Raw genomic sequence first — 21739 nt, 5'->3', positions numbered from 1 at the left:
GTATACAGGTAGCCCAGTTTTCAAGTCAATCTTTCCTATGATTACTCGTTTGTTCCGTGGGTTGCCATCATTATCTCTGTAGGCAGTGCATTCGTACATGTATGTATACTTTCCAACCTTTTGCTCTATGACATAACTCATCTAACCACCTCCACCGTAGTTATAATAATTATAACTACAATTCCCGGAAAAGTCAATTGTTTTTATGCCAAAATATAGTGTTTTTATGCAGAAACACAGCACTTTCCGAAGTTTCTACGAGTATAGCTGGTTGTAGTTATAAAGTTTAGGTGGGAGCGTAGGTACATACAGTTTTATGAATAACGGCGCTCTGAAAGGAAATTGCAAATGCGAAGAGGCCTTGAGGGTTCTGGCATTTTCCGCCATCTCGCATCTCATTTAAAAAATCAATTGACACATGACAGGTTGTCATGTATAATGAAAGCCTGCTATAAAGTCAGCTAAGCAGAGTCAAGAGGTTCTGCTTTACATGACAGCCTCCGGAGTAACCATCTTCGGCTTAAACTGCAACATACTTACCCTGCCAGCGGGTTCGGTGTTTACAGAAACCATCAAGTTTAAAACCCGCATAGCCGTGCTGACTGGCTCTGACATTCTGAAACTGGGGAGGTGATTTTGTGCCAACATCCACTTTTTTTAATTTACCGGAAGAAAAAAGGAGGAAATTAGTTTGCGCAATCAAAGATGAGTTTTCTAGGGTGCCGTTTGATAAAGCGTCTATCAATAAGATAGTACACGCGGCAGAGATACCGAGAGGAAGCTTCTATCAATATTTCAACGATAAAAATGATATGCTTGAGTTTATTCTTTTGGACTATCGGCAACAGATGATCGAACAGGTAAAAATAAGCCTTCGTGAAAACAATGGTGATATATTTTTTATGATCAGAGATATTCTCGATTTTACTGTTCATTTTGTCACAAAAGAAAAAGGGAACGGCTTTTGTATGAACTTGTTTGCGGATATTAAAGTCAACAGCAAATTCTACTTAAAAATGCCAAAAAATGCAGCCGAAAAGAAAATTTTTGAAGAATTGAAACCCTGGATTAACTTGGAACTGCTCGATTTGCGTCAGGAAGACGATTTGACAAATATGATCGATATCCTCTTTTCGATCTGCAGGGACGCAACCGCAGAGATTTTTCTAAGAATTTCGGACTACGAGCTGGTAAAACAAAAATATCTACAGAAGCTTCAACTATTAAGACGCGGCTTCATGAAAAAAAAGGAGTGAAATTATGGTGCTTGAATTTAAAAATATCAAAAAGACTTATTATGTGGGAGGGATAGAAACCAAAGCGCTTGATGATATCAGCGTTGCATTTCGCGAAAAAGAGTTCGTGGCAATTCTTGGCACGAGTGGTTCCGGGAAAACCACATGCTTGAATATCATCGGCGGTCTTGACCATTGCGATTCGGGTGAATTGATAATTAAAGGGAAGAAGACTTCCGATTTCCAAGACCAGGACTGGGACGCTTATCGCAACAATTCGATCGGTTTTGTATTTCAAAACTATAACCTGATTACACACTTAAGCATTATTGCCAATGTTGAGCTTGGCATGACGCTGAGCGGTGTACCGGCTGAGGAAAAACACAAGAGAGCGCTTGAGGTTTTAGAGCAAGTAGGACTGAAAGATCACCTGCATAAGAAACCGAATCAGCTATCCGGCGGCCAAATGCAACGCGTTGCCATTGCCAGAGCGCTTGCCAATAACCCCGAAATCCTGCTATGCGACGAACCAACAGGCGCCCTGGATACTGTCACCAGCATTCAGATCATGGATTTAATTAAAGAAGTAGCGAAGGATCGCCTGGTCATTGTGGTCACACACAATCCTGAGATTGCCGACAAATATGCGGACAGAATTATTCGGTTTCAAGACGGCAAAATTATTTCCGACAGTCATCCCTATCAGGAAAAACCAAAGCCGGATAGCTTTGTTCTCAAGAAAACCAGCATGAGCTTTTTCATGGCGTTAAAGCTCTCATTTACCAATCTAAGGACCAAAAAAGGCAGAACCTTTTTAACCGCGCTGGCTTCCAGCATCGGGATTATAGGCATCGCGGTTATTCTCAGCCTTTCGACCGGGTTTCAAGCGCAGATAGATACTTTCCAAAGTGATGCTATGTCTGAGTTTCCGATAATAATATCTCAATCATCCATGCAGTTAAATACAGAAAACATGGCCAGTGTGCAGAACCTGATGAAAGAAAAAATGACTGGTACGGAGGAATATGCTGATTCCGATGAAGTGTTTCTTTATGATCCGGCGAAAACCAGCATTGCACACAAAAATAATTTTACCGATGAATACATGGATTATCTGAATAAGATTGATCCTGAAATATGCAACAGTATTGGCTACACCCGTATTGTCGGCATGAACATGCTGCGCGCTGTAAATAATACCATTCAACCTGTGATGTTTCATAATATTATGTCGTCCATGGGAGAAGGTATGAGCATCTCCAACTTGTCAAACATGGCGAATTTACAAAGTATGGACTCCATAGGGCTTTCATCCTATCCCAAGCAGTTAAAAGAGGGCGATGAGTCCTATCTGTTAAAAAACTATGAATTACTTTCAGGAGAATATCCAAAAAGTGCAACCGATTTAGTTCTTGTTATAGACTCTAAGAACAGAATTGACTTTAATACTCTCAAAGGCCTTGGCTTTGACACCGAAAACATGAAAAGCATCAAATTTAAAGATATTCTCGGTACGGAATTCAAAATAATTTCCAATGATGATTATTATGTCAAAACGGGGATGGGAACCTATCTTCCCGGTCGTGACTACGCTGCAATGTATGCCTCCGACAAAAGCATTACGGTGAGAGTTGTCGGAGTTGTTCGTCAAAAGCAGGATGTTCGCATAGGTACTCTTGGTTCCGGTATTGCCTACAGCGATGAGCTGTCACAAATTGTTATTGACAATGCAATCAATTCCAAGATTGTCGAAGCGCAGCGATTGAGTGACAAAAACATCATGACCATGGAGGACATGGACAAAGAAACAAAGGCAAACTTTTTAGCATATCTTGGCGGTAACGCCACTCCTTTTATGGTTATGGTGTATCCGGACAATTTTGAGGATAAGGATGCGGTCCTTGCCTATTTAGATGCGTATAATAATGGGAAGGAAATCGATGATCAAATAATCTATAATGATTTGGCAGGATCCATGTCAGAACTGACAGGCGGCATTATGGATGCGATAACTATTATATTGATCGCCTTTGCCGCCATTTCACTGGTTGTCAGTTTGATTATGATTGGTATTATCACATATACTTCAGTGTTGGAACGTACAAAGGAAATCGGCGTACTGCGCGCCTTAGGCGCAAGGAAAAAGGATATTACGCGTGTATTTGATGCGGAAACCTTTATCCTGGGCATATTTTCCGGTCTCCTGGGAATCGGGATTGCGTGGCTGCTGACAATACCAATCAACTCACTTCTTTACGACATGACCGAGCTGAAAGGAGTTGCCAATCTGCAAATTTTGCACGCGTTTATGCTGGTTGTCATCAGCACTATTCTAACTGTCCTTGGCGGTCATATTCCGGCAAAAATAGCATCAAGAAAGGATGCTGTTGAAGCTCTGAGAAGCGAGTAGCTTTCGCAAACGGACCCCATGTCAAGGACAATTTCGGAGGTGCCCGTGCAAAAACCGGAGGACCCGTGATCATCTAATAACTGCTTGACCGACAAGGAGGCTGGGCCAACGCTGAGGAGCGGTCCGGACACTCTGTTGGGTTGGCTGAAGGGCGGCACTACGGTGTCGCTTTTCTCTTGCCTGAAACCAGTTGCCCGCCTGGAAGCCGAAGCGTCAAACCTCGGGGGTCCGGGGCATCTTCTGGTCGTTCGCACCGAACCGCTGTTGACACGTTTTAATGATAAAAATAGACAGAAACAGCATTGACTCCGGCGTTTTAATAAGATAGTATATGGAAATACAAATAGTGTCACATTGCTGAATTACTTTCTCAGGAGATATGGGATTGTCTGAGCACCGGCAGGATTCATCTTACGAAAGATGCGGCAACAAGACTTTCCCGCCTTGTGTAAAATACTGCAGGATGACGAAGTTATGATTGCCTATGAAGGTGCTTTCACAAATACAGAAGTGCAGCAATGGCTTGACAGACAATTGAGGCGTTATCAAAAGCATGGCTTTGCTTATGGACGGTTATTTTGAAAACAACCAATGAGATGATCGGCCAATGTGGGTTCGGCGTACAGAACTGCGAAGAGCGGCAAATACTTGAAATCGGTTATTTATTACAGAAGGCTGATTGGCATCAGGGTTACGCTTCCGAAGCTGCGATTGCCTGCCAAAGATATGCGTTTGAGCAACTGAAAAGAAAAATCTTTTACGGAAATTCTCGCAAGTAAAGAGCACATGAACTGTTTCTGGGTTTTACCAACAAAAAGCGGTCGAAGAACTTTGCCGGAAATGTGGTTATCGGAAATGATTTGATGCAAAACGGTGCCGTGTTTGATAGAAAACGGCTGGTTCCAAAGAAAAGAAGAGCCGTATTGCTGTATTGAAAGAAAGATTTTGTCTCGGATTGCTCAGATGAATGCTAATCCGCAATTCTCCCTTGATTTTCCAGTACTCCGGCAATTTGTTTTAAGGCAGGAAGGAGAAGTATGTGAAGAAGTTACATAGCAAAGTACTCGTGATTTTTCTGGCCGTTTTCTCGATTCTGATTTATTACTGCCAGTTCACTATTTTTCATCGTCCCGACGAAACCTTGTTTTATCTTCTGCAGGATATGGCGTTTCTGCCAATCAGCGTTTTATTGGTTACGCTGGGGATGAATACGGTGTTGACTCGACGGGAACACCAGGCAAAATTGAATCGTGTCAGCGTTGTGATCAATGAATTTTATGCCGAAACAGGCATCGAATTGATTCAAGCATTTCGCGGTTCCATCGTTAATCTGAGTGAAATTACAGATAAGCTGGCATTGCAGGCAGATTGGCGGGATCAGGATTTCAAGAGATTGATTCTGTATCTCAATCAATATGCGCCGAAAGCCGATGTCCAACCCGATGATTTGCTGAGCTTGAATCTGATTCTGCACAAGAAGAAAAGCGATCTGCTGCGACTCTTTGAAAATGCGAATCTGGCGGAACACGATCGCTTTACAGAATTGCTTTGGTCGCTCTATCATGTCTATGACGAATTGCAGAGCCGGGAATCGTTAACGGCACTGCCTGCTTCCGACCTCCAGCATTTGAACCTGGATATCCAGCGAGCTTTTCAAAAGCTGCTGATCGAATGGGTGGAATCAATGCGTAATCTGCAAAAGACTTATCCCTATCTTTACTCGCTTGCCATCCGAAAAGGTCTTTTTGGCCCGCGCAGGATCATCGTTTGAAGGCGGTTGGAACAAAATCCAGAAAAACGAGCGAGAAGCCGGGTTTTACATGAACACCTGACCAGGCCTGGCTGTACCCGGTCATAAAAGCAAGGCGTCGTTCTATCGTTTATTTGTTTGCTTATTTTCCATAATTCTGCTATACTTGCATAACGTTTATGATTGATCTGATGGAAAGACTTGAAACCGTCGATGGCTTCGAGCGGATTGCTGCCGCTAAAGGAAAGCAAAGGAGACAGCATTGCAGCAATGCCACATAAGGCAGATCAGTCGGTTAGGGGCTCATCAACGAATCTAAAAAACGAATCCGTTGATGAACTGTTTCATCTGATCGCGATGGAAGAGAAGGTAAGAGCAGGCGTAACTCAAGATAACAGGAGAATGAATAAAAGAGTATGGGATTATTAGATGTAATAGACATATCGCATTCCTTTGGCGAAAACGTTTTGTATAAAAATGCATCCTTTGAACTTTTTAAAGGGGAGCATATGGGGCTTGTCGGTCATAATGGCACAGGCAAAACAACGCTTTTCAATATTATCGTAGGCAGTATTGTTCCGGATCAGGGCAGGATCAGTTGGCAGCGCAATTTGAACTATGAGTATTTAGATCAATATGCCAAAACAGACAATAATGCAACGGTGTTTGAGTATTTAAAGACTGCCTTTCAGGAACTTATTCAGACTGAGTCAAAACTCATAGAATTGTATGAAAGCATGACGACCGACAGCAGTGAAGAATTGATTGACAAAGCAGCGAAACTGCAGGAGATTTTAGAATATCAAGGCTTTTATGAAATAGAAACTGTAATCATGAAGGTAGCGAACGGTTTGGGCATCACCGCCCTGGGCATGGACAGTATCTTAGGTCAGCTGAGCGGCGGCCAAAGGGCAAAGGTAATTTTAGCAAAATTGTTATTGGAAAAACCGGACGTTTTACTGCTGGATGAACCGACGAATTTTCTGGACAAAGAGCATGTGGAGTGGTTTTCCGGCTATCTTAAGGAATTTGAAGGCGCTTTTATTGTAATTTCCCATGATTTTGATTTTTTGGATCTTGTGACGAATTGCATTTGTGATATCGAATTTGGTGTACTGACCAAGTACAGCGGCAACTTTAACAAGTTTTTGCAGCTGAAGGATATTAAGCGGGAAAGCTATATACGGGAATTTCAGTCTCAGCAAGTGCAGATTAAAAAATTCGAAGAGTACATCTCCAAAAACAAAGCCAGGGCATCCACCGCTAAAATGGCACGGGGCCGGCAGAAGCAATTAGACCGTATCGAGATCATCGAGCCGCCCAAAGCATTGGCGAAACCGAATTTTCAATTTGCTTCGCTGCCGGTCACCACACAGAAAGCATTGGTTGTGAGAGATTTGGAAATTGGTTACACCAATCCTCTCTTACCGAAGATCAATTTCATGCTGGCGGCCGGCCAGAAAATTGTGATTACCGGCTTTAACGGCATCGGCAAATCAACTCTAATCAAGACATTAATCAAACAAATTCCTTCCTTGTCCGGTGATTTTAAATTTTCCGACACCATGAAAATCGGCTATTATGAACAGGATCTGGTCTGGGGTAATCCAAAGCAGACGCCGGTGCAGATTATCGCCGAAAAATACAGTTGGCTCTCAGCCAGTCAAATCAGAAAACATCTGGCACAATGCGGTATTCAAGCCAAAAGTGTGATACAGCCGATTTCTGCCTTAAGCGGCGGAGAGCAATCCCGTGTGAAACTTTGTATTTTAATGCTGACAAAATCGAACTTGTTAATCTTAGACGAACCGACCAATCATTTGGATGCGGATGCAAAGGATGTATTGAAGAACGAACTGATCCGTTGGCAAGGCAACATCATTCTGGTTTCGCACGAAGAAGCGTTTTATCGGAAATGGGTGGATCAGGTCATCCATATCGGTGGATAATGCAAATTCTTAAATCGGAAGGATTGTATCGCTGTTATTTTGTCTTTCTTTTGCCTGGTTAATCGATTGGTCCATTTTAGCGGGTGGGATTTTAATTGTCTGTTCGTATTATTTGTATTAAATGTTGGTCGCAATGGGCTTTCCGGAAACGGGAAGCAAAAAAAGGCTGCCTCTTTGGTTTGTATTAACCGGAGAGACAGCTTTTTTGCTGGATTCATGTCAGTGAGTGGTGTTCAAGGGGATGCCGGATTTTTCTAAAGCCTGTAAATAGGCGGCCATTGCCTGCAGGCCGTCCTGCAGCGTTTTTTTGTCACAGGCATAGCCGATCCGCAGGCAGTGCGCTTCAGCAAAGCAGTCTCCTGGTGTGACAAAAGCGCCGGTGCTGTCATACATTGCCCGGCAGAAATCGTAAGAAGGCAGAGCAAAATCATAATAAAGCAGCGCGGTGGTGCCCGCCTGCGGCTTGTAATAGTGCAGATGCGGTTGGCTTGCCAGCCAAGTATCCAGCAGATGCAGATTCTCCCGCACGATGGCCTGATTGCGCGCCAGGATCCGGTCCGCGTGCTTTAAAGCGAATCCTGCCACCGCTTCATCCAAAATGCTGCAACTGATCAGATTATAATCGCGGTGTGACAGGCAGGCAGCCAGTACTTCCGGATCTTTGCTGGCTATCCAACCCAAACGGAGCCCGGCCAGAGAAAATACTTTTGACATACTGCCGACACTGATGCCTTTTTCATAAAGATCGGCAATTGATTCGACAGCACAGTCGGCTTGAGTTAAGCCACGATAGACTTCATCACAGAGAATATAAGCATCCACACGGCGCGCGATGGCAATGATTTCCTGCAGCAATGCGGGTGGGATCAAAGCGCCGGTTGGATTGTTGGGATTATTCAGACAAATCATTTTGGTGCCGGGGATCGCCAGACGGTCAAGCTGAGCCAGGTCGGGCAGATAACCATTCTGAACATTGAGCTGCAGGAGCTGAACATCTGCGCCGTACGATTCGGGAATGGAGTAGAGCTGCTGATAAGTTGGCAAGACGCAAAGGACGCGGTCCCCCGGCTGCAGCAGCGAATAGAAGACATGATGATTGGCACCGGCGGCGCCATGGGTCGTGATGATTTGCTGAGGAGTAATACTTTGATAGAGTCGGGCGATTCCCGCTTTGAAAGCCGGCGCTCCAAAAATATCGCCATACGTCAAACGGCGGGCGCATAATTCGTTAAGAAAGGTCTGTTTGTCTTCACCGGTCAGCAGGAACAGTTCGTCCAACGAAAGGGAATCGACACAGGTTTCCGCAATATTGTAACGTGCGCCTGTTTCATAGGCATTCATCCATTCCTCCACTTGAAATGTTTTGATATTCAAAAAAAATCACTCCTTACGCTTGCTTGTGGTATGTCGGTTTTGTGAGTTGCTCTGCTGCAGTAAACTCTTGGGGTTTGACTGTTGCTTATTTATAGTAAACACGATCAGCGTTTGCGCGTCAAGAGGGAATCGAGGCAATCGCTCAAATAAAACGGACAGTTTCCTGCTTTTCGGCTTTTCTCATTCGAATCCTTTACAATCATTTCCGCCGGTGCTACAATATCGGCAGGCACTGAATTTTTTAGGAGGATGAAAATGGAGCAGAAGTATATTGATTATATGTTGGATGTTCTGGAACGGATGCTGGCTATCAAGAGCCCTTCCGGTTACACAAAAGAAATTACGGCATTCCTCTGCAATGAATTGCAGGCAATGGGTTACCAACCGAATACGCTGCGCAAAGGCGGAGTGAATGTTGATTTAGGCGGCAGCGGTTCTCCTCTGATGCTGTTCGGTCATGTCGACACTTTGGGCGGCGTGGTGGCCGGTATCAAAGCAAACGGCGGCTTGATGCTCGCCAACATTGGCGGTCTCAATCCGAATAACACCGAAACCGAACAGGTTACGGTGATCACGCGCGACGGCAGGGAATACGAAGGCACCCTGCAAATTGCCAATGCCTCTGCGCATGTCAACCCCAAAGTCAACGATCCCCGCGATTTTAAGGCAAACATCGAAGTTCTTCTCGATGAATTTGTTGCCAACGCCAAAGATGTGGAGGATTTGGGGATTCAGAACGGTGATTTTATCGCTTTGAATCCGCGCTTCACCGTGACGAAAAAAGGTTATATCAAGAGCCGCTTTCTGGATGATAAGGCCTCTTCCGCTGTCCTGTTGACCATAGCTAAATATTATGCCGATGAAAAGCTGATCCCCAACCGCAATGTCTGGCTCAGTTTTACCATGTTTGAGGAGGTCGGTCATGGCGGCGCCGCCGGTATTCCCGACTGCATCGAAGATGTGATTTCGGTCGATATGGGCTGCGTGGGCAGCGGCTTAAAATGCAGCGAACGTATGGTTTCTATCTGCCCGAAAGATTCCGGCGGCGTTTACCATTATGCATTGACCAACGAGCTGATTGCTGCCGCTCAAAGAGCCGCTGCGGATTATGCGCTGGATGTTTATCCCATGTACGGTTCCGATGTGGAAGTCACGCTGCGCGCCGGTTTTGACGTGCGTCATGGTTTAATCGGTCCGGGTGTCTATGCCTCACATGGCTACGAGCGCAGCCATATCGACGGGTTGGCCAATACCTTTAAACTGCTGCAAGCTTATTTAGCCTAGTTTCTCAACGAAGCAATGTCTGCAGTGATAAGGCGAACGAATCGGTGGCGAACTTCGTTGATCACGAGCAAAACACAGCAGGCTTTCTTTGACGCTTGAGAGAGAAAAAAGCCTGTTATTGCCACCAGGCGGTTTTTTATAGGGCTGCGGTCAGCCATGAAAAGAGGTAGGGCGGATGAACGGTACGATCGAAACGATGCAAATCAACGATATTCCCTGTTTTGTCTATCTTCCTGCCGGCAGCGGGCCGGGTAAAAAATATGCGGCAGTCTATGCTGTTTCGGGTGGAGAATCGGTCGCGGAATTTACGGAGATCATGCAGCTTGTAGAAGCCGCTGTGGCTGAAGGAATTTGCCAACCTTCTCTGGTGGTGACATTTGCCGATGCAAAGAATCAGTTTGACTTTTCACCCTGGCCGGCCGCGGCTGTTTTTAAGTCGGAAGCTGCCTTCCCCGGCAAAGCGGCTCTGACGCTAGATTGGCTGCTGACTGTTTTAAAAGTCAAAGTGGAGCAATCTTATCCCGTCTGGACAGATCCGGAGCATAATGCAATTCTGGGTTATTCGCTGGCCGGTTTGATGGCTTTTTGGGCTTTGTATCAAACCGATGCTTTTGCAGCCGCCGCCTGCTGTTCCGGATCCCTCTGGTATGAAGGCTTTCTGGATTATATGAAAACCCATACCATCAGAGCAAATGCGCGGCTTTACTTGAGTTTGGGACGCGGCGAAGAAAAAGCCCGCAGTCCGCGCTTGGCTGCTGTAGGGGAAGCAACCCGTCAGGCAGCGCAAATGCTGGCAGCGGACCCCAGAATCAAAGAAACGGTACTGCAATGGCACGAAGGCGGGCATTTTAAGGAAATTCCCAATCGCTTGGCGCAGGGTTTGATCTGGCTGGGCAAAAGAGAGCAGGAAGAAAAACATCAATGACTGGTTTTCCGCAGAGCAAATCGACACTGCTGCCTCTGCCGTCAGCGAAAACAAGCATTGGGAGAAACCCCTTGTGATGTTTACCGCATGCAATGCGTCACCCACAGGTTCATCTCTGCCCTTACGCAGCGGAACGTCAGCATCTTTGCTCCGGTTCTATGATTGATAGCGGGACACTGTCTGCTTTTGAACCCGGCGCGGCTCCGCTGTTGTTTCTTCAATCGGCTCAGAGAGTGCGTCAATTCGCAATCCAGCGGGTTTTACCGGCATGTCATAGTCTCGCGGGCGAGCCATCCTGAATTACTGAGATCAATCCGGCTTTCAATTGGCCGGCAGAAACCGGAAAATTAAAGCAAGGCGGCGGTTGTTTTACTTTTGAGCATTTCAGCCTGCAAATCTAGTGAAAATTGAAAAAACAGGACAGGCTGCAACTTCAACCTGTCCTGTTTTTTCGGATTTATTTCACTGAGACCAATTCTTCGTTCAGGGTATTTACTAAGGCGTCAACGTCGATACCGTGCGCAGCGCAGCCTTGTTCCAATGTTTCAAACTGAGAAGCAGCACAGCCCAGGCAGCCCATCCCGGCTTGCATTAAAATCATAGCGGCGGCAGGATATTTTTCTACCAATTCCACAATACCGATTTCTTTCGTAATCATCATCTATCACTCCTTATTTTTTATCACCCCGGCGAGAAAATCCAGAGGTGCTTTATTTATAGTATATCATAAGACAGATGAAAAAAAAAGACTTAATTCTGACAGGATTACAAGGAATTAAGAGAGAGTATTCCGAAGGGAAGAGTTTTCCCAATCAACAGGGAAGACAGAATGTTTTCATAAAAAAAGCAAAGAAAAAAGACGGAATCCCCCAAGATGAAAAGCAAGCGAATCGGGATAAGCGAGTTCGCAGAACAGACAATAAAAAGGGGACAAAGCAAAAGGAAAAAACAGAAGGCGCTTGCTTTTCTGTTGCATCCGGCATAAAATAACAACAGAATCAAGAGAACATATCAAAAGGCCTTTTCTCTGCTGATCCGGAAAGATCAAAGCGGGAACGAAGCGGGCGTCATCTTCTGGAAGGGTGTGGGATTAATGCTGCAACTAGTCACAGATCGGTTGATTCTGAAAGATATTGATTTGCCGGATATTGAGGATTATGTCCGGTGGTATACGACCGAGACTGAATGGATGGCCTGGGATGCTCCCTGGGAGTTGGATGAACCATTGGATACAAAAGCTCTGACCGAATTGTATCAAAAAAGGCTTCGACTGCCGCTGACGGCGCGGCGAACCCGTTTCGAACTCTACTTGCCGGATAACAGGCACATCGGCTGGGTCAGCTCCTATCTGATGGAAAATGGCAAACCGGCGATCGGCATCGATATCCCGCTGCCGGAGGATCGCAAACAGGGGCTGGGTACGCTTGCTTATCTGATGCTGATCCACTATTTTTTAAGTAACGGGATCAAGGAAATTTACAGCCAAACCTGGTCAGGTAATCTCGCGATGATTGCTTTGGCGGAGAAAATCGGCTTTTATGAATGCGAACGTCTGGTAGGCCGGCGTAAAGTTGGCGGCAGCAGTTATGATGCGTTGACTTTTCGGTTGGATGCCTCCGCCTTTCTGCAGAAATACAGTCAATATCCTATCCTGCTGTATCAAACCGATTTAAACGGCATCACAGCGGAGCAACTGAATGGATTTTGTGTGGGTTGGCAGCAACCGCTGAGCGGGGAAGAATTAATGAAAATTCTGCAAAATAGTTATCGTTTCGTTCTGGCACTGGAATTTCACACCAAGAAACCGGTTGGTTTGGTCAATGCCTTATCCGATGGCGTCCGGTTTGCTTTTCTGCCGCTGTTGGAAGTGCTGCCGGAGATGCAGCACCACGGCATTGGCAGTCGTTTGATGCAAAGCATGCTGGACCAGCTTCGCCAGATGTCTTCCATCGATCTCATTTGCGACGAAGCATTACAAAGTTATTATGAGCGATTTTCTATGCACCGCGGTCACGCCATGCTGATTCGCAAGCAGTAATCACCGAAGCGCGTTCAACGAGAACGGGAACAGGCCTTTCAAAAGGTCTGTTTTTTTTCGATTTATTTTTTTAATAAAGCAGGATTTATTCGATTTATTCTGGAAATGATATCCATACTTGCGTCTGAAAAGGAGGCGATGATGGATGAATAAATTATCGTTACGGCAAGGGATGTTCCTGGGTCTGCTTGGCGGCCTTATCATCTCAGCCGCCGGTCTCCGCTGGTGGAATGCGGCTGCGATACAACCTGCTGTCATACAAAATCTTGCGGAGAATGATGTCGGAGCGCAGAAGGAAAGGAACGAGCTAACTCCCGCCGACAGGCAGAGTGTTCAGAAGGAAGAAGCAGGCGAAATTGTGGTGCATCTGGCCGGCGCGGTCAGACAGCCCGGTTTGCTGCGGCTGACCGGGGGCAGCCGTTTGGGTGAAGCCATTCTGCTGGCCGGAGGTGAAACCGAGGCGGCGGATTTGGATCAGATCAATCTCGCTGCCATTTTGCAAGACGGTCAGCGTTATTATATTCCCTCTGTCGGAGAAACAGCGGCAGAAGACGCAGACGCCAGGCAGACCACTTCGGACGGCAAGGTGAATCTCAATCTGGCGGATGCCGAAACGCTGGCAACTTTGCCGCAAATCGGCGAGGTGCGTGCGCAGGCGATTATTGCTTATCGGGAAAAGAACGGCAATTTTCAAAAAATAGAGGACATTATGCAAGTTGCCGGCATTGGGAACGGAATCTATGCTGCCATTGCAGCATTCATCACGGTGCAATGATGCAGCAGACAGTTGTTTTTTGGCTTGGTGTCGGGTTTGCCGGTGGTATTCTTCTGCAAGGCTGTGCCTGGGGACCGGCTTGGCTGCCACTGGCAGTGATTGGGTTTTGCTTGCTGCTCGCCTGGCGGTTGCTGCGGCGCACCCGGCGGATGCTGCCGCTAGTCGCAGCGCTTGCTTTGCTCGGCGGTTTCTGCTTTACTACGGTGCGCGCAGCCAGGCTGCCTGCTATGCTGGATGAATCCTGGCAAGACGAAACCGTCCGGATCAGCGGCTGTGTCGACGGATTTCCGCTGCAGGATGCCGAAGGCGCCTGGCAACTGAGCCTGAATGACCTAACCATCATTCATAATCGAAAAAGTGAGGCGATACCGGGCAGATTACAGGTCTATTTTGAAGCGGGCATCCTGCTGCAGCCGGCGCCCGGGGATCTCCTGCAAGCGGAAGGCAAGTTGTCCGTCAGCAGCGGTCGGTACAATTTCGGTGATCCCGACTGGCAGCTGCAAAACCACAGACGCGGTATGATTGGCAGAATTTATGTCAGTAAAACGGGGTTTAGCTCGTTGCAGCCGACAGAACAGGTTTCTTTGATCCGTTCGATCTGGCAGATTCGCCACAGTATTTACCGGCAAATGACCGAAATCCAAGCCAACGGCCGCAGCTATCTGCAGCCGGAGCAGGCTGCTTTCTTGCTGGGTTTGACCATCGGTGTGACAGACGAATTACCGGAAGAATGGTATGATTCCTTTCAAGTGGCTGGATTATTGCATTTACTGGCTGTGTCGGGTGGCAATGTCGTCATCTTTTTAGCCGGGATTCGCTGGTTGCTGCGTCGGCTGCCGCTCCCGTTGAACCTGGAATATTGCTTTTCCATGTTGGCTGTCATTTTTTTTATGCTGCTGACCGGTTTGGAAGATTCTGTGTTAAGGGCGGGAACGATGATCATTCTCGCCTTGCTGGCCAGACTGATCCTGCGCAGAACGCAATGGCCTTCCCTGTTGGCGCTCACCGCTTTGCTGCTTTGTCTGCAAAACCCGTTTATTCTTTATGAAGCGGGATTTCAATTATCTTTTGCGGCGGTAGCCGGCATCTTGCTTTGGTCCGCCCGTTTTGCTCAATTTTTACAGTTGCAGTTGCACTTGCCAAATTCGATCGCCCTAACGCTGGCCGTGACATTGGCGGCGCAGACGGCGGTGTTACCGCTGAGTATTCAATTATTCAATCAGATTTCTTTGATTGCTCCGCTCAGTAACTTGGTTTTTGCTGTGTTCATTCTGCCGGCTCCCTTTTTAGTCTTGCTGTTGGTTTGTCTGACTCCCCTGGGACCGGCTGCTGCGGCCTGGGCATATGCCGCCACTCACCTTTATATTGGAGTGTTGGTCAAAATCGGTGGTTTTTTTGCCGGATTGCCCTTTGCCGCTTATAATATTGCCACACCCGGCTGGCCTGCTGTGGCATTCAGTTATGCTGTTTTATTGCTGCTCAGCGCCTGGCCTTTTAACAACGGTAAAATCAGCAGGAAAGCAGTTGCCGCTGCGGCTCTCACAGCGGTAATGCTCTGGATTTGGCACCCATGGCCGTATGCGATGGAAATGGTGATGCTTGATGTTGGTCAGGGAGAAGCGCTCTTTTTTCGTTTCTCCGATGGACATACAATGCTGATTGATGGCGGCGGTTCTGCCAGTGGTGAAAGCAGCGTAGGAAAAAAAGCAGTGGTGCCATTCCTGCGCCGTCAGGGTATCCAGCAATTGGATGTTGTGCTGCTGACCCATGCGCATGGCGATCACTATCAGGGATTGATCCAGGTCAATCAGGTATTTCCCTTTCGCTTGTTTTTGCATGCTCTGCCCGAGAACGCTGTATTGCCGCAGGACTTGCAGCAATGGCTGAGTAGGGCTCAGGCGGAGCAACAGATTGGTCTCGCCAAGGGGGATCGGATTCGCATTGCCAAAGAGTGTGAGATCGAAGTCAAACTCTGTGGTGTGAATCAGGATGGCGGTAACGAGGATTCGGTTGTGCTGCGTCTGCAATATGGCGAGACGGTGATCTGGCTGACCGGCGATATCGAGGCAGCCGCCGAGCAGCAATTGCTGGCAACCGTAACAGCAGAAAAAGCTGCAGTCGTGTTGAAAGTTGCCCATCACGGTGGCACCGGTTCCAGTTCCGCTCAGCTGCTGGCTGCCTGGCAGCCGGATATTGCAGTCATTTCAGCCGGACGTAACAACAGCTATGGTCATCCGGCAGAGGAAACCGTTAATCGCTTAGCCAAAGCGGCGGCGGCAGTTTATGCTACGAATCAGGTCGGTGCGATTCGGTTGCGCAGCGACGGCAGACAGTGGACCGTGACTGCCTGTCTTGCAAGAGAATGAACAGGTTGGCAGGATAAGGCGGCCGCTGCTGCGAATTAAGATAAAAAGAGGTGAGCTGCAATGGACTGGAGACAATTAAAGAACGAATTAAAACAAGGAAAAATTGCTGATTTATATCTGATTTATGGGGAAGATTATTGGCAGGTCCAGCGCTGCAAACAGATGTTATCTGCATTGGTGCCAAAAGAAGAACAAGAATATAATTTGGTTACGCTGAATGGCAGTGATCTGCACCTGCCTGAATTGGAAGAACAACTTCAGGTCAGTTTGCTGGGAGGCCGGAAGCTTGTTTTTATTGAAAATTTCCGTTTATTAAAAGGGAAAAGTAAAAACGAAGAAGAAACTGCCGAACCGATCCCGGACAGCGGGAATGAAGAAAAAGCCTGGTTGGATCTGCTGAGCAATGGCGGCAATATTTTGGTACTTTGCGAATATGGCAGTCTTGATAAAAGAAGAAAATTCACGAAGCTGCTGCTTCCCTTGGCAAAAGTTGTGGAATGCCCGGTTTTAAAACGGGATGATATGCTGCGTACCGTGCAGGATTTTTTTACTGCCCATCAATTAAAAGCCGATTATGGTTTACTGGAATATCTGGTCAATTTAGCCGGCAGCCAAGTCGGCATTGCCGAGCAGGAAGTGGAGAAACTGTCGCTGCTTTTTTCACCGGCTAAAGCGATTTTATTGAAAGATGCCCTGCCTTATTTGGCCGCCTCTGCGGAAATCAATGTCTTTGAGTTAATGGATTTAATAACCGCCAAACAAGGCGGCAAAGCCATGGATTTGTTGAGTGAAATGCTGCGCCGCGGAGAAGATCCGGTTAGATTATTGGCGCTGGTGCGCTATCAGTTGCGGCAAATCGTGCGGGTAAAAGAATGGCAGCGGCAGAAAATCGATGAAAATCAGATGGCGGAAGCGTTGGGAGTCAGACCTTTCGCTATCAAGCGAATCTCTTCTGGCGCCTCGAAATTCCGGCGGGAAGATCTCTACCAGCTTTTAGCGGAAGTGGTGGAAAAAGAAGAAGCGGTATTGACCGGTAAACTGGAAAAACAAATCGCTTTGGAAATATTGGTTGGTTCTTTTCTAGCCAAAATTCATTAAGCTGATGTGTGTGTTGTGTACAAAAATAAAACGCTCTGCGGTTGAAGGGTTTCCTCTTTAACAGCACAGAGTGTTATTATTTTATACAAAGAAAACAAAGACCGGCTCGACCAAAGCAGATGCTTAGGCAACAGGCGTGGTCGCTTTGTTGAGTCGCTTGGTTAAGCGTGATTTTTTGCGGGCGGCGTTGTTCTTGTGTAAAATGCCTTTGGAAACTGCTTTATCAATCTGGCTGATAGCATTCTTCAAAATGACATCCTTGTTCTCCGCTTCGCTTGTGATAGCGAGTCTGAACTTACGGATGGAATTTCGAACTTTGGAACGAATAATATTGTTCCGAGCAGTTTTCTTGGCGGTGATTTTCACGCGCTTGATGGCGGATTTATTGTTGGCCATGCGTCTCACCTCCTTCATTATTTCAATTCTATCCAAAAACAGCGAGGCAGCAGTTTTATAGGATAAATAGCACTGAGATATTGTAACATGCCTATGATCAATTTGCAAGGAGTATTGCTACGATTGCCTGTATTTTTCTGAAGCAAAGCCATTCATGACAAGTAGCTCTGAATCGTGGCTGGGTGATGACCCGGTTTCTTGCACGGCAAAAATCCGCTTCGATTTTCAAAGATTTGCAAAATTCTCACAACTTTGCAGTATGAGGGATAGCATCTATTCCCGAAAGGTGATATAATGCGACATGACTAACAATAAAACAGGAAATCAGTGTACGAGGAGGTTACTGTATGCCGGCTGAAGAGAGGAGCAAAATTAAGAATGAGGAACAATTATACCACGAAGCGCTCGAAGAATTTGCGGCACACAGTTATGAAACTGCTTCGATAAACGAAATTTTAAAAAAATCAAAGGTGTCGAAAGGCAGTTTTTATCATCACTTCGAAGATAAAAAACAGCTCTATTTGAGTGTACTGGATCAAGTAGCCGGAATACAGGCTGCCTTTGCCCAGAAAAGGTTTCAGGAGATCCGCCCGGTCGGCAGGCTCGATTTTTTTATTCTCCTGAAAGTCCAGGGCAGACTGATCATGGATTTTGCCCAAATCCATCCTACCGAAGCAGCTTTCTTACGCAGAGTTCGTATGGAAGACACCATGCTGCAGGATGCGATCGGATTGAGATATGCAGTGGAAGGTATTGATTATTACGAACATATGATTGAGCAAGCGATTGCGCGCGGCGAATTGCGCCGCGACGTCCCGGTGGAATTAATGGGCAGACTGATCAATCATCTGATGGTCAACCTGCAGGATTTCACTTTGACCGAGCCGGTGATTGGTATCCCAGACGATAATAGCTTCATCAATCAACTGGATTATCTCTTGAGCATTTTGCGCAGCGGCATGCGGCGCTAGCTTTTAACTTGGAAGGCAGGCTACTTTGTGAACTATATGAATCTGATTCGTAATTTCTGCATTGTTGCACACATCGATCATGGCAAATCGACTCTGGCCGACCGCTTGATTGAAGCGACCGGTACGCTGTCCCTGCGCGAAATGGAAGACCAGGTATTGGATCAAATGGATTTGGAACGGGAAAGAGGCATTACCATCAAGCTGCATGCCGTGCGGCTTGACTATAAAGCCAAAGATGGCAAAACCTATCAGTTGAATCTGATTGATACACCGGGACATGTGGACTTTAATTATGAAGTCTCCCGCTCTCTGGCGGCTTGTGAAGGCGCTATTCTGGTCGTGGATGCATCGCAGGGTATCGAAGCGCAGACCTTAGCCAATTGCTATTTGGCGATGGACCATAATTTGGAGATTATACCGGTCATCAATAAAATCGATTTACCCAGTGCCGAACCGGAGCGGGTGAAAAAACAAATCGAAGATGTCATCGGTTTGGATTGTGCCAATGCGGTCCTGGCTTCAGCCAAGGATGGCACCGGTATCCCGGAAATTTTAGAACAAATCGTTCAATTGATACCTCCGCCTCAGGGGGATGTGAACGGACCGCTGCAGGCGATGATTTTTGATTCCTTCTATGATAATTATCGCGGTGTTATCTGTTACATCCGGGTGATGCAAGGGGAAATCAAACCCGGTATGAAGATTCTCTTCATGGCGACCGGTAAAATTTACGAAGTCAATGATGTCGGGGATTTCCGACCGAATCTGCAGTCTCTGCCCACGCTGCGCGCCGGGGAAGTTGGTTATGTCACGGCGACCATCCGCAGCGTGCAGGATACCCGGGTTGGTGATACGATTACCGATGCGGAAAATCCGGCGGAGCAGTCGCTGCCCGGCTACCGTAAAGCAACTCCCATGGTCTACTGCGGTATCTATCCAACCGAGACCAGCGAGTTTCCTAATTTACGGGATGCTCTGGAAAAATTGCAGCTGAATGATGCTTCGCTTAGTTTTGAACCGGAAACCTCTGCCGCCCTGGGATTTGGGTTCCGCTGTGGTTTTTTAGGTTTGCTTCATCTGGAAATTGTGCAGGAACGTTTGGAACGTCATTCCAATATCGATATCATCACCACGGCGCCGACTGTCATCTATCAAATCACGAAAACCGACGGGGAAGTGGTGCGTTTGGACAACCCTTCCATGGTACCGCAACCAACCGAAATCGAAAAGATTGAGGAACCCTATGTCAGAGCCAGTATCATGGCGCCGGAAACCTATATCGGTCCCATTATGGAATTGGTGCGCGACCGACGCGGCATTTATGATCACATGGACTATATTGATGCCAACCGGGTGGAACTTTATTATACTTTGCCGCTGTCCGAGATTATCTACGACTTTTTCGACCAATTAAAATCCCGCACCAAAGGCTATGCTTCTCTGGATTATGAATTCATCGGCTATCAGGAAGCGGATTTGGTGAAGATGGATATTTTGGTCAGCGGAGATCCGGTCGATGCTTTGGCTGTGATTGTGCATAAAGACAAAGCGGTAGCGCGCGGTCGGGCAATTTGTGAACGCTTGCGCAAAGTGATTCCGCGTCAGCAGTTTGAAATCCCAATTCAAGCGGCTTTGGGCAGTAAAATTGTCGCCAGGGAAACCATCTCCGCCTATCGTAAAGATGTATTGGCCAAATGTTACGGCGGCGAAATCAGCCGAAAACGCAAATTGCTGGAAAAGCAAAAAGAAGGCAAGAAACGAATGCGGATGGTGGGCAATGTGGAATTGCCTCAGGAAGCATTTATGGCTGTTCTAAAGATAGACAAATAAGAGCAGGCTGTGCCGGGAGGTGTGAAAACGACTGACCGGCGCGGCTTTTCTATTGAGGTGAAGCAGATGATAGGTCTCTATCTTCATATTCCTTTTTGTCAGAGCAAGTGTCAATACTGCGATTTCTATTCGATCCCGACCTGCCGGGCGCAAAGGGAGCGCTACCTCTCTGCCTTAGCGGAGGAAGCGGTCTGGTACGCCAGGGATTACAGACTGCAAGGCGTTGTCTTTGATACGCTGTTTATCGGCGGCGGTACACCTTCGATTTTAGAAACAGCGGAATTGGTACGTTTGTTCGACTTGATTGAGCAGAATTTCAGCTTTCGCCAGGATGCGGAAAAGTCAATGGAAGCAAATCCGGGCAGCCTGACTCCGGAAAAAATCTCGCTCATCCGGCGGCGGGGGATCAATCGGTTGAGCCTGGGTGTACAGGCTTTTCAGCCGCACTTATTGCAGGCAATGGGACGCTGCCACACCGCCGAAGAAGCGGAGCAAACCATTCTGCAACTCAAACAAAGCGGTTTGCAGAACTGGAGCATGGATCTGATCTATGGGCTGCCCGGCCAGACATTGGCGGACTGGCGCGAAACACTGAACAAAGCCTTACACTTTCAGCCGCCGCATCTTTCCCTCTATAATCTGATCGTAGAAGAGGAGACGCCGTTCGGTCGTCTTCTGGCAGAAGGCAAATTGCAATTGCCGGAGGAAGATGAACAGCTGCAGATGATGCAACTGGCAGCGGAGCTGACCGAAAAGGCCGGACTGCAGCAATATGAAATTTCTAATTTTGCCGTGCCGGGCGCGGAATGCCGTCATAACCTGATTTACTGGCATAATCAAGAATATTTAGGTCTCGGCGCGGCGGCTTATTCTTATCTGGACAAACATCGATTTTCTCATGTGGCGGACGTCGAACGCTATAGCCGCGCCTGGCGGCAATCCCATCAACCGTGTATTGCTGAAAATGAATATACGACCCGTGCGATCGAATTGGGAGAGACGGTTATGCTGGGTTTGCGCACCATGCAGGGGATTTCGGTTCTCGAATTGAATCGCCGCTTTCACATTGATTTTTTACAATATTATCAGGAGGCAATCGCCTTCTGCACACAGCAAGGGTGGATCCGAAAAGATGGCGACAGAATTGCTTTAACGAGCCGCGGCATTCCGCTGAGCAATCAAGTTTTCCTGCGTTTTCTACCGGACGAAAAAGACTTTGACCTTTCCTGACGTTTTTTGTTTTTCCACTTGACAATTTCTTCTGCAAGGTGTATCTTTGCCTTGTTAGCACTCGATGCTTGAGAGTGCTAAGCAGGTGAAGATATTGCATCGTAATAA

The 21739-nt window shown here is 47.0% G+C and carries 17 protein-coding genes and 1 pseudogene; 15 read left to right on the top strand and 3 right to left on the bottom strand.

The genetic code is table 11. The features are described from left to right. Positions 1-638 precede the first annotated feature (638 nt). The 5 genes and pseudogenes from LLG09_07025 (at position 639) to LLG09_07005 (ending at position 7344) form a co-directional block, all read left to right on the top strand. Positions 639-1256: a TetR/AcrR family transcriptional regulator gene (locus tag LLG09_07025; protein ID MCE5196864.1), complete on the top strand. Its 618-nt coding sequence runs from the start codon at positions 639-641 to the stop codon at positions 1254-1256. A 7-nt stretch (positions 1257-1263) separates the two neighbouring features. Then, positions 1264-3645: an ATP-binding cassette domain-containing protein gene (locus LLG09_07020; protein ID MCE5196863.1), complete on the top strand. Its 2382-nt coding sequence runs from the start codon at positions 1264-1266 to the stop codon at positions 3643-3645. Positions 3646-4065: 420 nt separating this feature from the next. Further along, a pseudogene (locus tag LLG09_07015) lies at positions 4066-4391 on the top strand (GNAT family N-acetyltransferase). 293 nt (positions 4392-4684) lie between these two features. Continuing rightward, positions 4685-5416, top strand: coding sequence for a hypothetical protein (locus LLG09_07010; protein MCE5196862.1), 732 nt, complete (start codon positions 4685-4687; stop codon positions 5414-5416). A 395-nt stretch (positions 5417-5811) separates the two neighbouring features. After that, complete coding sequence (locus LLG09_07005) at positions 5812-7344, top strand: ATP-binding cassette domain-containing protein (protein MCE5196861.1); 1533 nt, start codon at positions 5812-5814, stop codon at positions 7342-7344. Between the two features lie 219 nt (positions 7345-7563). Here the strand turns inward: LLG09_07005 and LLG09_07000 are convergent, their stop codons facing one another. Next, positions 7564-8718: an aminotransferase gene (locus LLG09_07000; GenBank protein ID MCE5196860.1), complete on the bottom strand. Its 1155-nt coding sequence runs from the start codon at positions 8716-8718 to the stop codon at positions 7564-7566. A 249-nt stretch (positions 8719-8967) separates the two neighbouring features. Here LLG09_07000 and LLG09_06995 point away from each other — a divergent pair, with 249 nt between their 5' ends. Both LLG09_06995 and LLG09_06990 read left to right on the top strand, forming a co-directional pair. Beyond that, a complete protein-coding gene (locus LLG09_06995) occupies positions 8968-10002 on the top strand; it encodes a M42 family metallopeptidase (GenBank protein MCE5196859.1) in 1035 nt (344 codons plus the stop codon). 175 nt (positions 10003-10177) lie between these two features. Next, complete coding sequence (locus LLG09_06990; protein MCE5196858.1) at positions 10178-10927, top strand: alpha/beta hydrolase; 750 nt, start codon at positions 10178-10180, stop codon at positions 10925-10927. Positions 10928-11384: 457 nt separating this feature from the next. Here the strand turns inward: LLG09_06990 and LLG09_06985 are convergent, their stop codons facing one another. Next, entirely contained in the window at positions 11385-11588 is a 204-nt protein-coding gene (locus tag LLG09_06985) for a DUF1858 domain-containing protein (protein MCE5196857.1), read from the bottom strand. 74 nt (positions 11589-11662) lie between these two features. Here LLG09_06985 and LLG09_06980 point away from each other — a divergent pair, with 74 nt between their 5' ends. The 5 genes from LLG09_06980 (at position 11663) to holA (ending at position 17204) form a co-directional block, all read left to right on the top strand. After that, positions 11663-11917 carry a hypothetical protein gene (locus LLG09_06980; protein ID MCE5196856.1) on the top strand — a complete coding sequence of 85 codons (255 nt, stop codon included), beginning with the start codon at positions 11663-11665 and terminating at the stop codon, positions 11915-11917. 103 nt (positions 11918-12020) lie between these two features. Beyond that, on the top strand, positions 12021-12965 hold the full coding sequence (locus LLG09_06975) for a GNAT family N-acetyltransferase (protein ID MCE5196855.1): 945 nt from the start codon (positions 12021-12023) through the stop codon (positions 12963-12965). 145 nt (positions 12966-13110) lie between these two features. Then, complete coding sequence (locus tag LLG09_06970) at positions 13111-13740, top strand: helix-hairpin-helix domain-containing protein (GenBank protein ID MCE5196854.1); 630 nt, start codon at positions 13111-13113, stop codon at positions 13738-13740. Next, complete coding sequence (locus LLG09_06965) at positions 13740-16106, top strand: DNA internalization-related competence protein ComEC/Rec2 (GenBank protein ID MCE5196853.1); 2367 nt, start codon at positions 13740-13742, stop codon at positions 16104-16106. The genes LLG09_06970 and LLG09_06965 overlap by 1 nt, the downstream gene beginning before the upstream one ends. Positions 16107-16166: 60 nt before the next feature. Next, positions 16167-17204: a DNA polymerase III subunit delta gene (gene holA, locus LLG09_06960; GenBank protein ID MCE5196852.1), complete on the top strand. Its 1038-nt coding sequence runs from the start codon at positions 16167-16169 to the stop codon at positions 17202-17204. Positions 17205-17327: 123 nt separating this feature from the next. On the opposite strand, the gene rpsT is transcribed toward holA, so the two are convergent. Beyond that, the gene (rpsT, locus tag LLG09_06955) at positions 17328-17600 is read right to left on the bottom strand and encodes a 30S ribosomal protein S20 (GenBank protein MCE5196851.1); all 273 of its coding nucleotides are present in this window, start codon (positions 17598-17600) and stop codon (positions 17328-17330) included. 347 nt (positions 17601-17947) lie between these two features. Here rpsT and LLG09_06950 point away from each other — a divergent pair, with 347 nt between their 5' ends. The 3 genes from LLG09_06950 to hemW are packed head-to-tail and all read left to right on the top strand — an operon-like array spanning position 17948 to position 21631. Further along, positions 17948-18571 (top strand): TetR/AcrR family transcriptional regulator, encoded by a 624-nt coding sequence (locus LLG09_06950; protein MCE5196850.1) that lies wholly within the window; start codon positions 17948-17950, stop codon positions 18569-18571. A gap of 36 nt (positions 18572-18607) precedes the next feature. Then, a complete protein-coding gene (gene lepA / locus LLG09_06945) occupies positions 18608-20401 on the top strand; it encodes a translation elongation factor 4 (GenBank protein MCE5196849.1) in 1794 nt (597 codons plus the stop codon). A gap of 21 nt (positions 20402-20422) precedes the next feature. Further along, complete coding sequence (hemW, locus tag LLG09_06940) at positions 20423-21631, top strand: radical SAM family heme chaperone HemW (GenBank protein ID MCE5196848.1); 1209 nt, start codon at positions 20423-20425, stop codon at positions 21629-21631. The last annotated feature ends 108 nt before the right edge of the window (positions 21632-21739 follow it).

The sequence above is a fragment of the Negativicutes bacterium genome, from assembly GCA_021372785.1.
Classification (GTDB): domain Bacteria; phylum Bacillota; class JAAYKD01; order JAAYKD01; family JAAYKD01; genus JAJFTT01.
This window is presented reverse-complemented; position numbering and strand designations above follow the sequence as displayed.

Bases quoted from the DNA above. Each gene is read 5' to 3' on its own strand.
- LLG09_06985 (MCE5196857.1), bottom strand. From the start codon at position 11,588: ATGATGATTACGAAAGAAATCGGTATTGTGGAATTGGTAGAAAAATAT.
- lepA (MCE5196849.1), top strand. From the start codon at position 18,608: ATGAATCTGATTCGTAATTTCTGCATTGTTGCACACATCGATCATGGC.
- LLG09_06965 (MCE5196853.1), top strand. From the start codon at position 13,740: ATGCAGCAGACAGTTGTTTTTTGGCTTGGTGTCGGGTTTGCCGGTGGT.
- LLG09_06990 (MCE5196858.1), top strand. From the start codon at position 10,178: ATGAACGGTACGATCGAAACGATGCAAATCAACGATATTCCCTGTTTT.
- LLG09_06950 (MCE5196850.1), top strand. From the start codon at position 17,948: ATGCCGGCTGAAGAGAGGAGCAAAATTAAGAATGAGGAACAATTATAC.
- LLG09_06995 (MCE5196859.1), top strand. From the start codon at position 8,968: ATGAAAATGGAGCAGAAGTATATTGATTATATGTTGGATGTTCTGGAA.
- LLG09_07005 (MCE5196861.1), top strand. From the start codon at position 5,812: ATGGGATTATTAGATGTAATAGACATATCGCATTCCTTTGGCGAAAAC.
- LLG09_06975 (MCE5196855.1), top strand. From the start codon at position 12,021: ATGCTGCAACTAGTCACAGATCGGTTGATTCTGAAAGATATTGATTTG.
- holA (MCE5196852.1), top strand. From the start codon at position 16,167: ATGGACTGGAGACAATTAAAGAACGAATTAAAACAAGGAAAAATTGCT.
- LLG09_06980 (MCE5196856.1), top strand. From the start codon at position 11,663: ATGAAAAAAAAAGACTTAATTCTGACAGGATTACAAGGAATTAAGAGA.
- rpsT (MCE5196851.1), bottom strand. From the start codon at position 17,600: ATGGCCAACAATAAATCCGCCATCAAGCGCGTGAAAATCACCGCCAAG.
- LLG09_06970 (MCE5196854.1), top strand. From the start codon at position 13,111: ATGAATAAATTATCGTTACGGCAAGGGATGTTCCTGGGTCTGCTTGGC.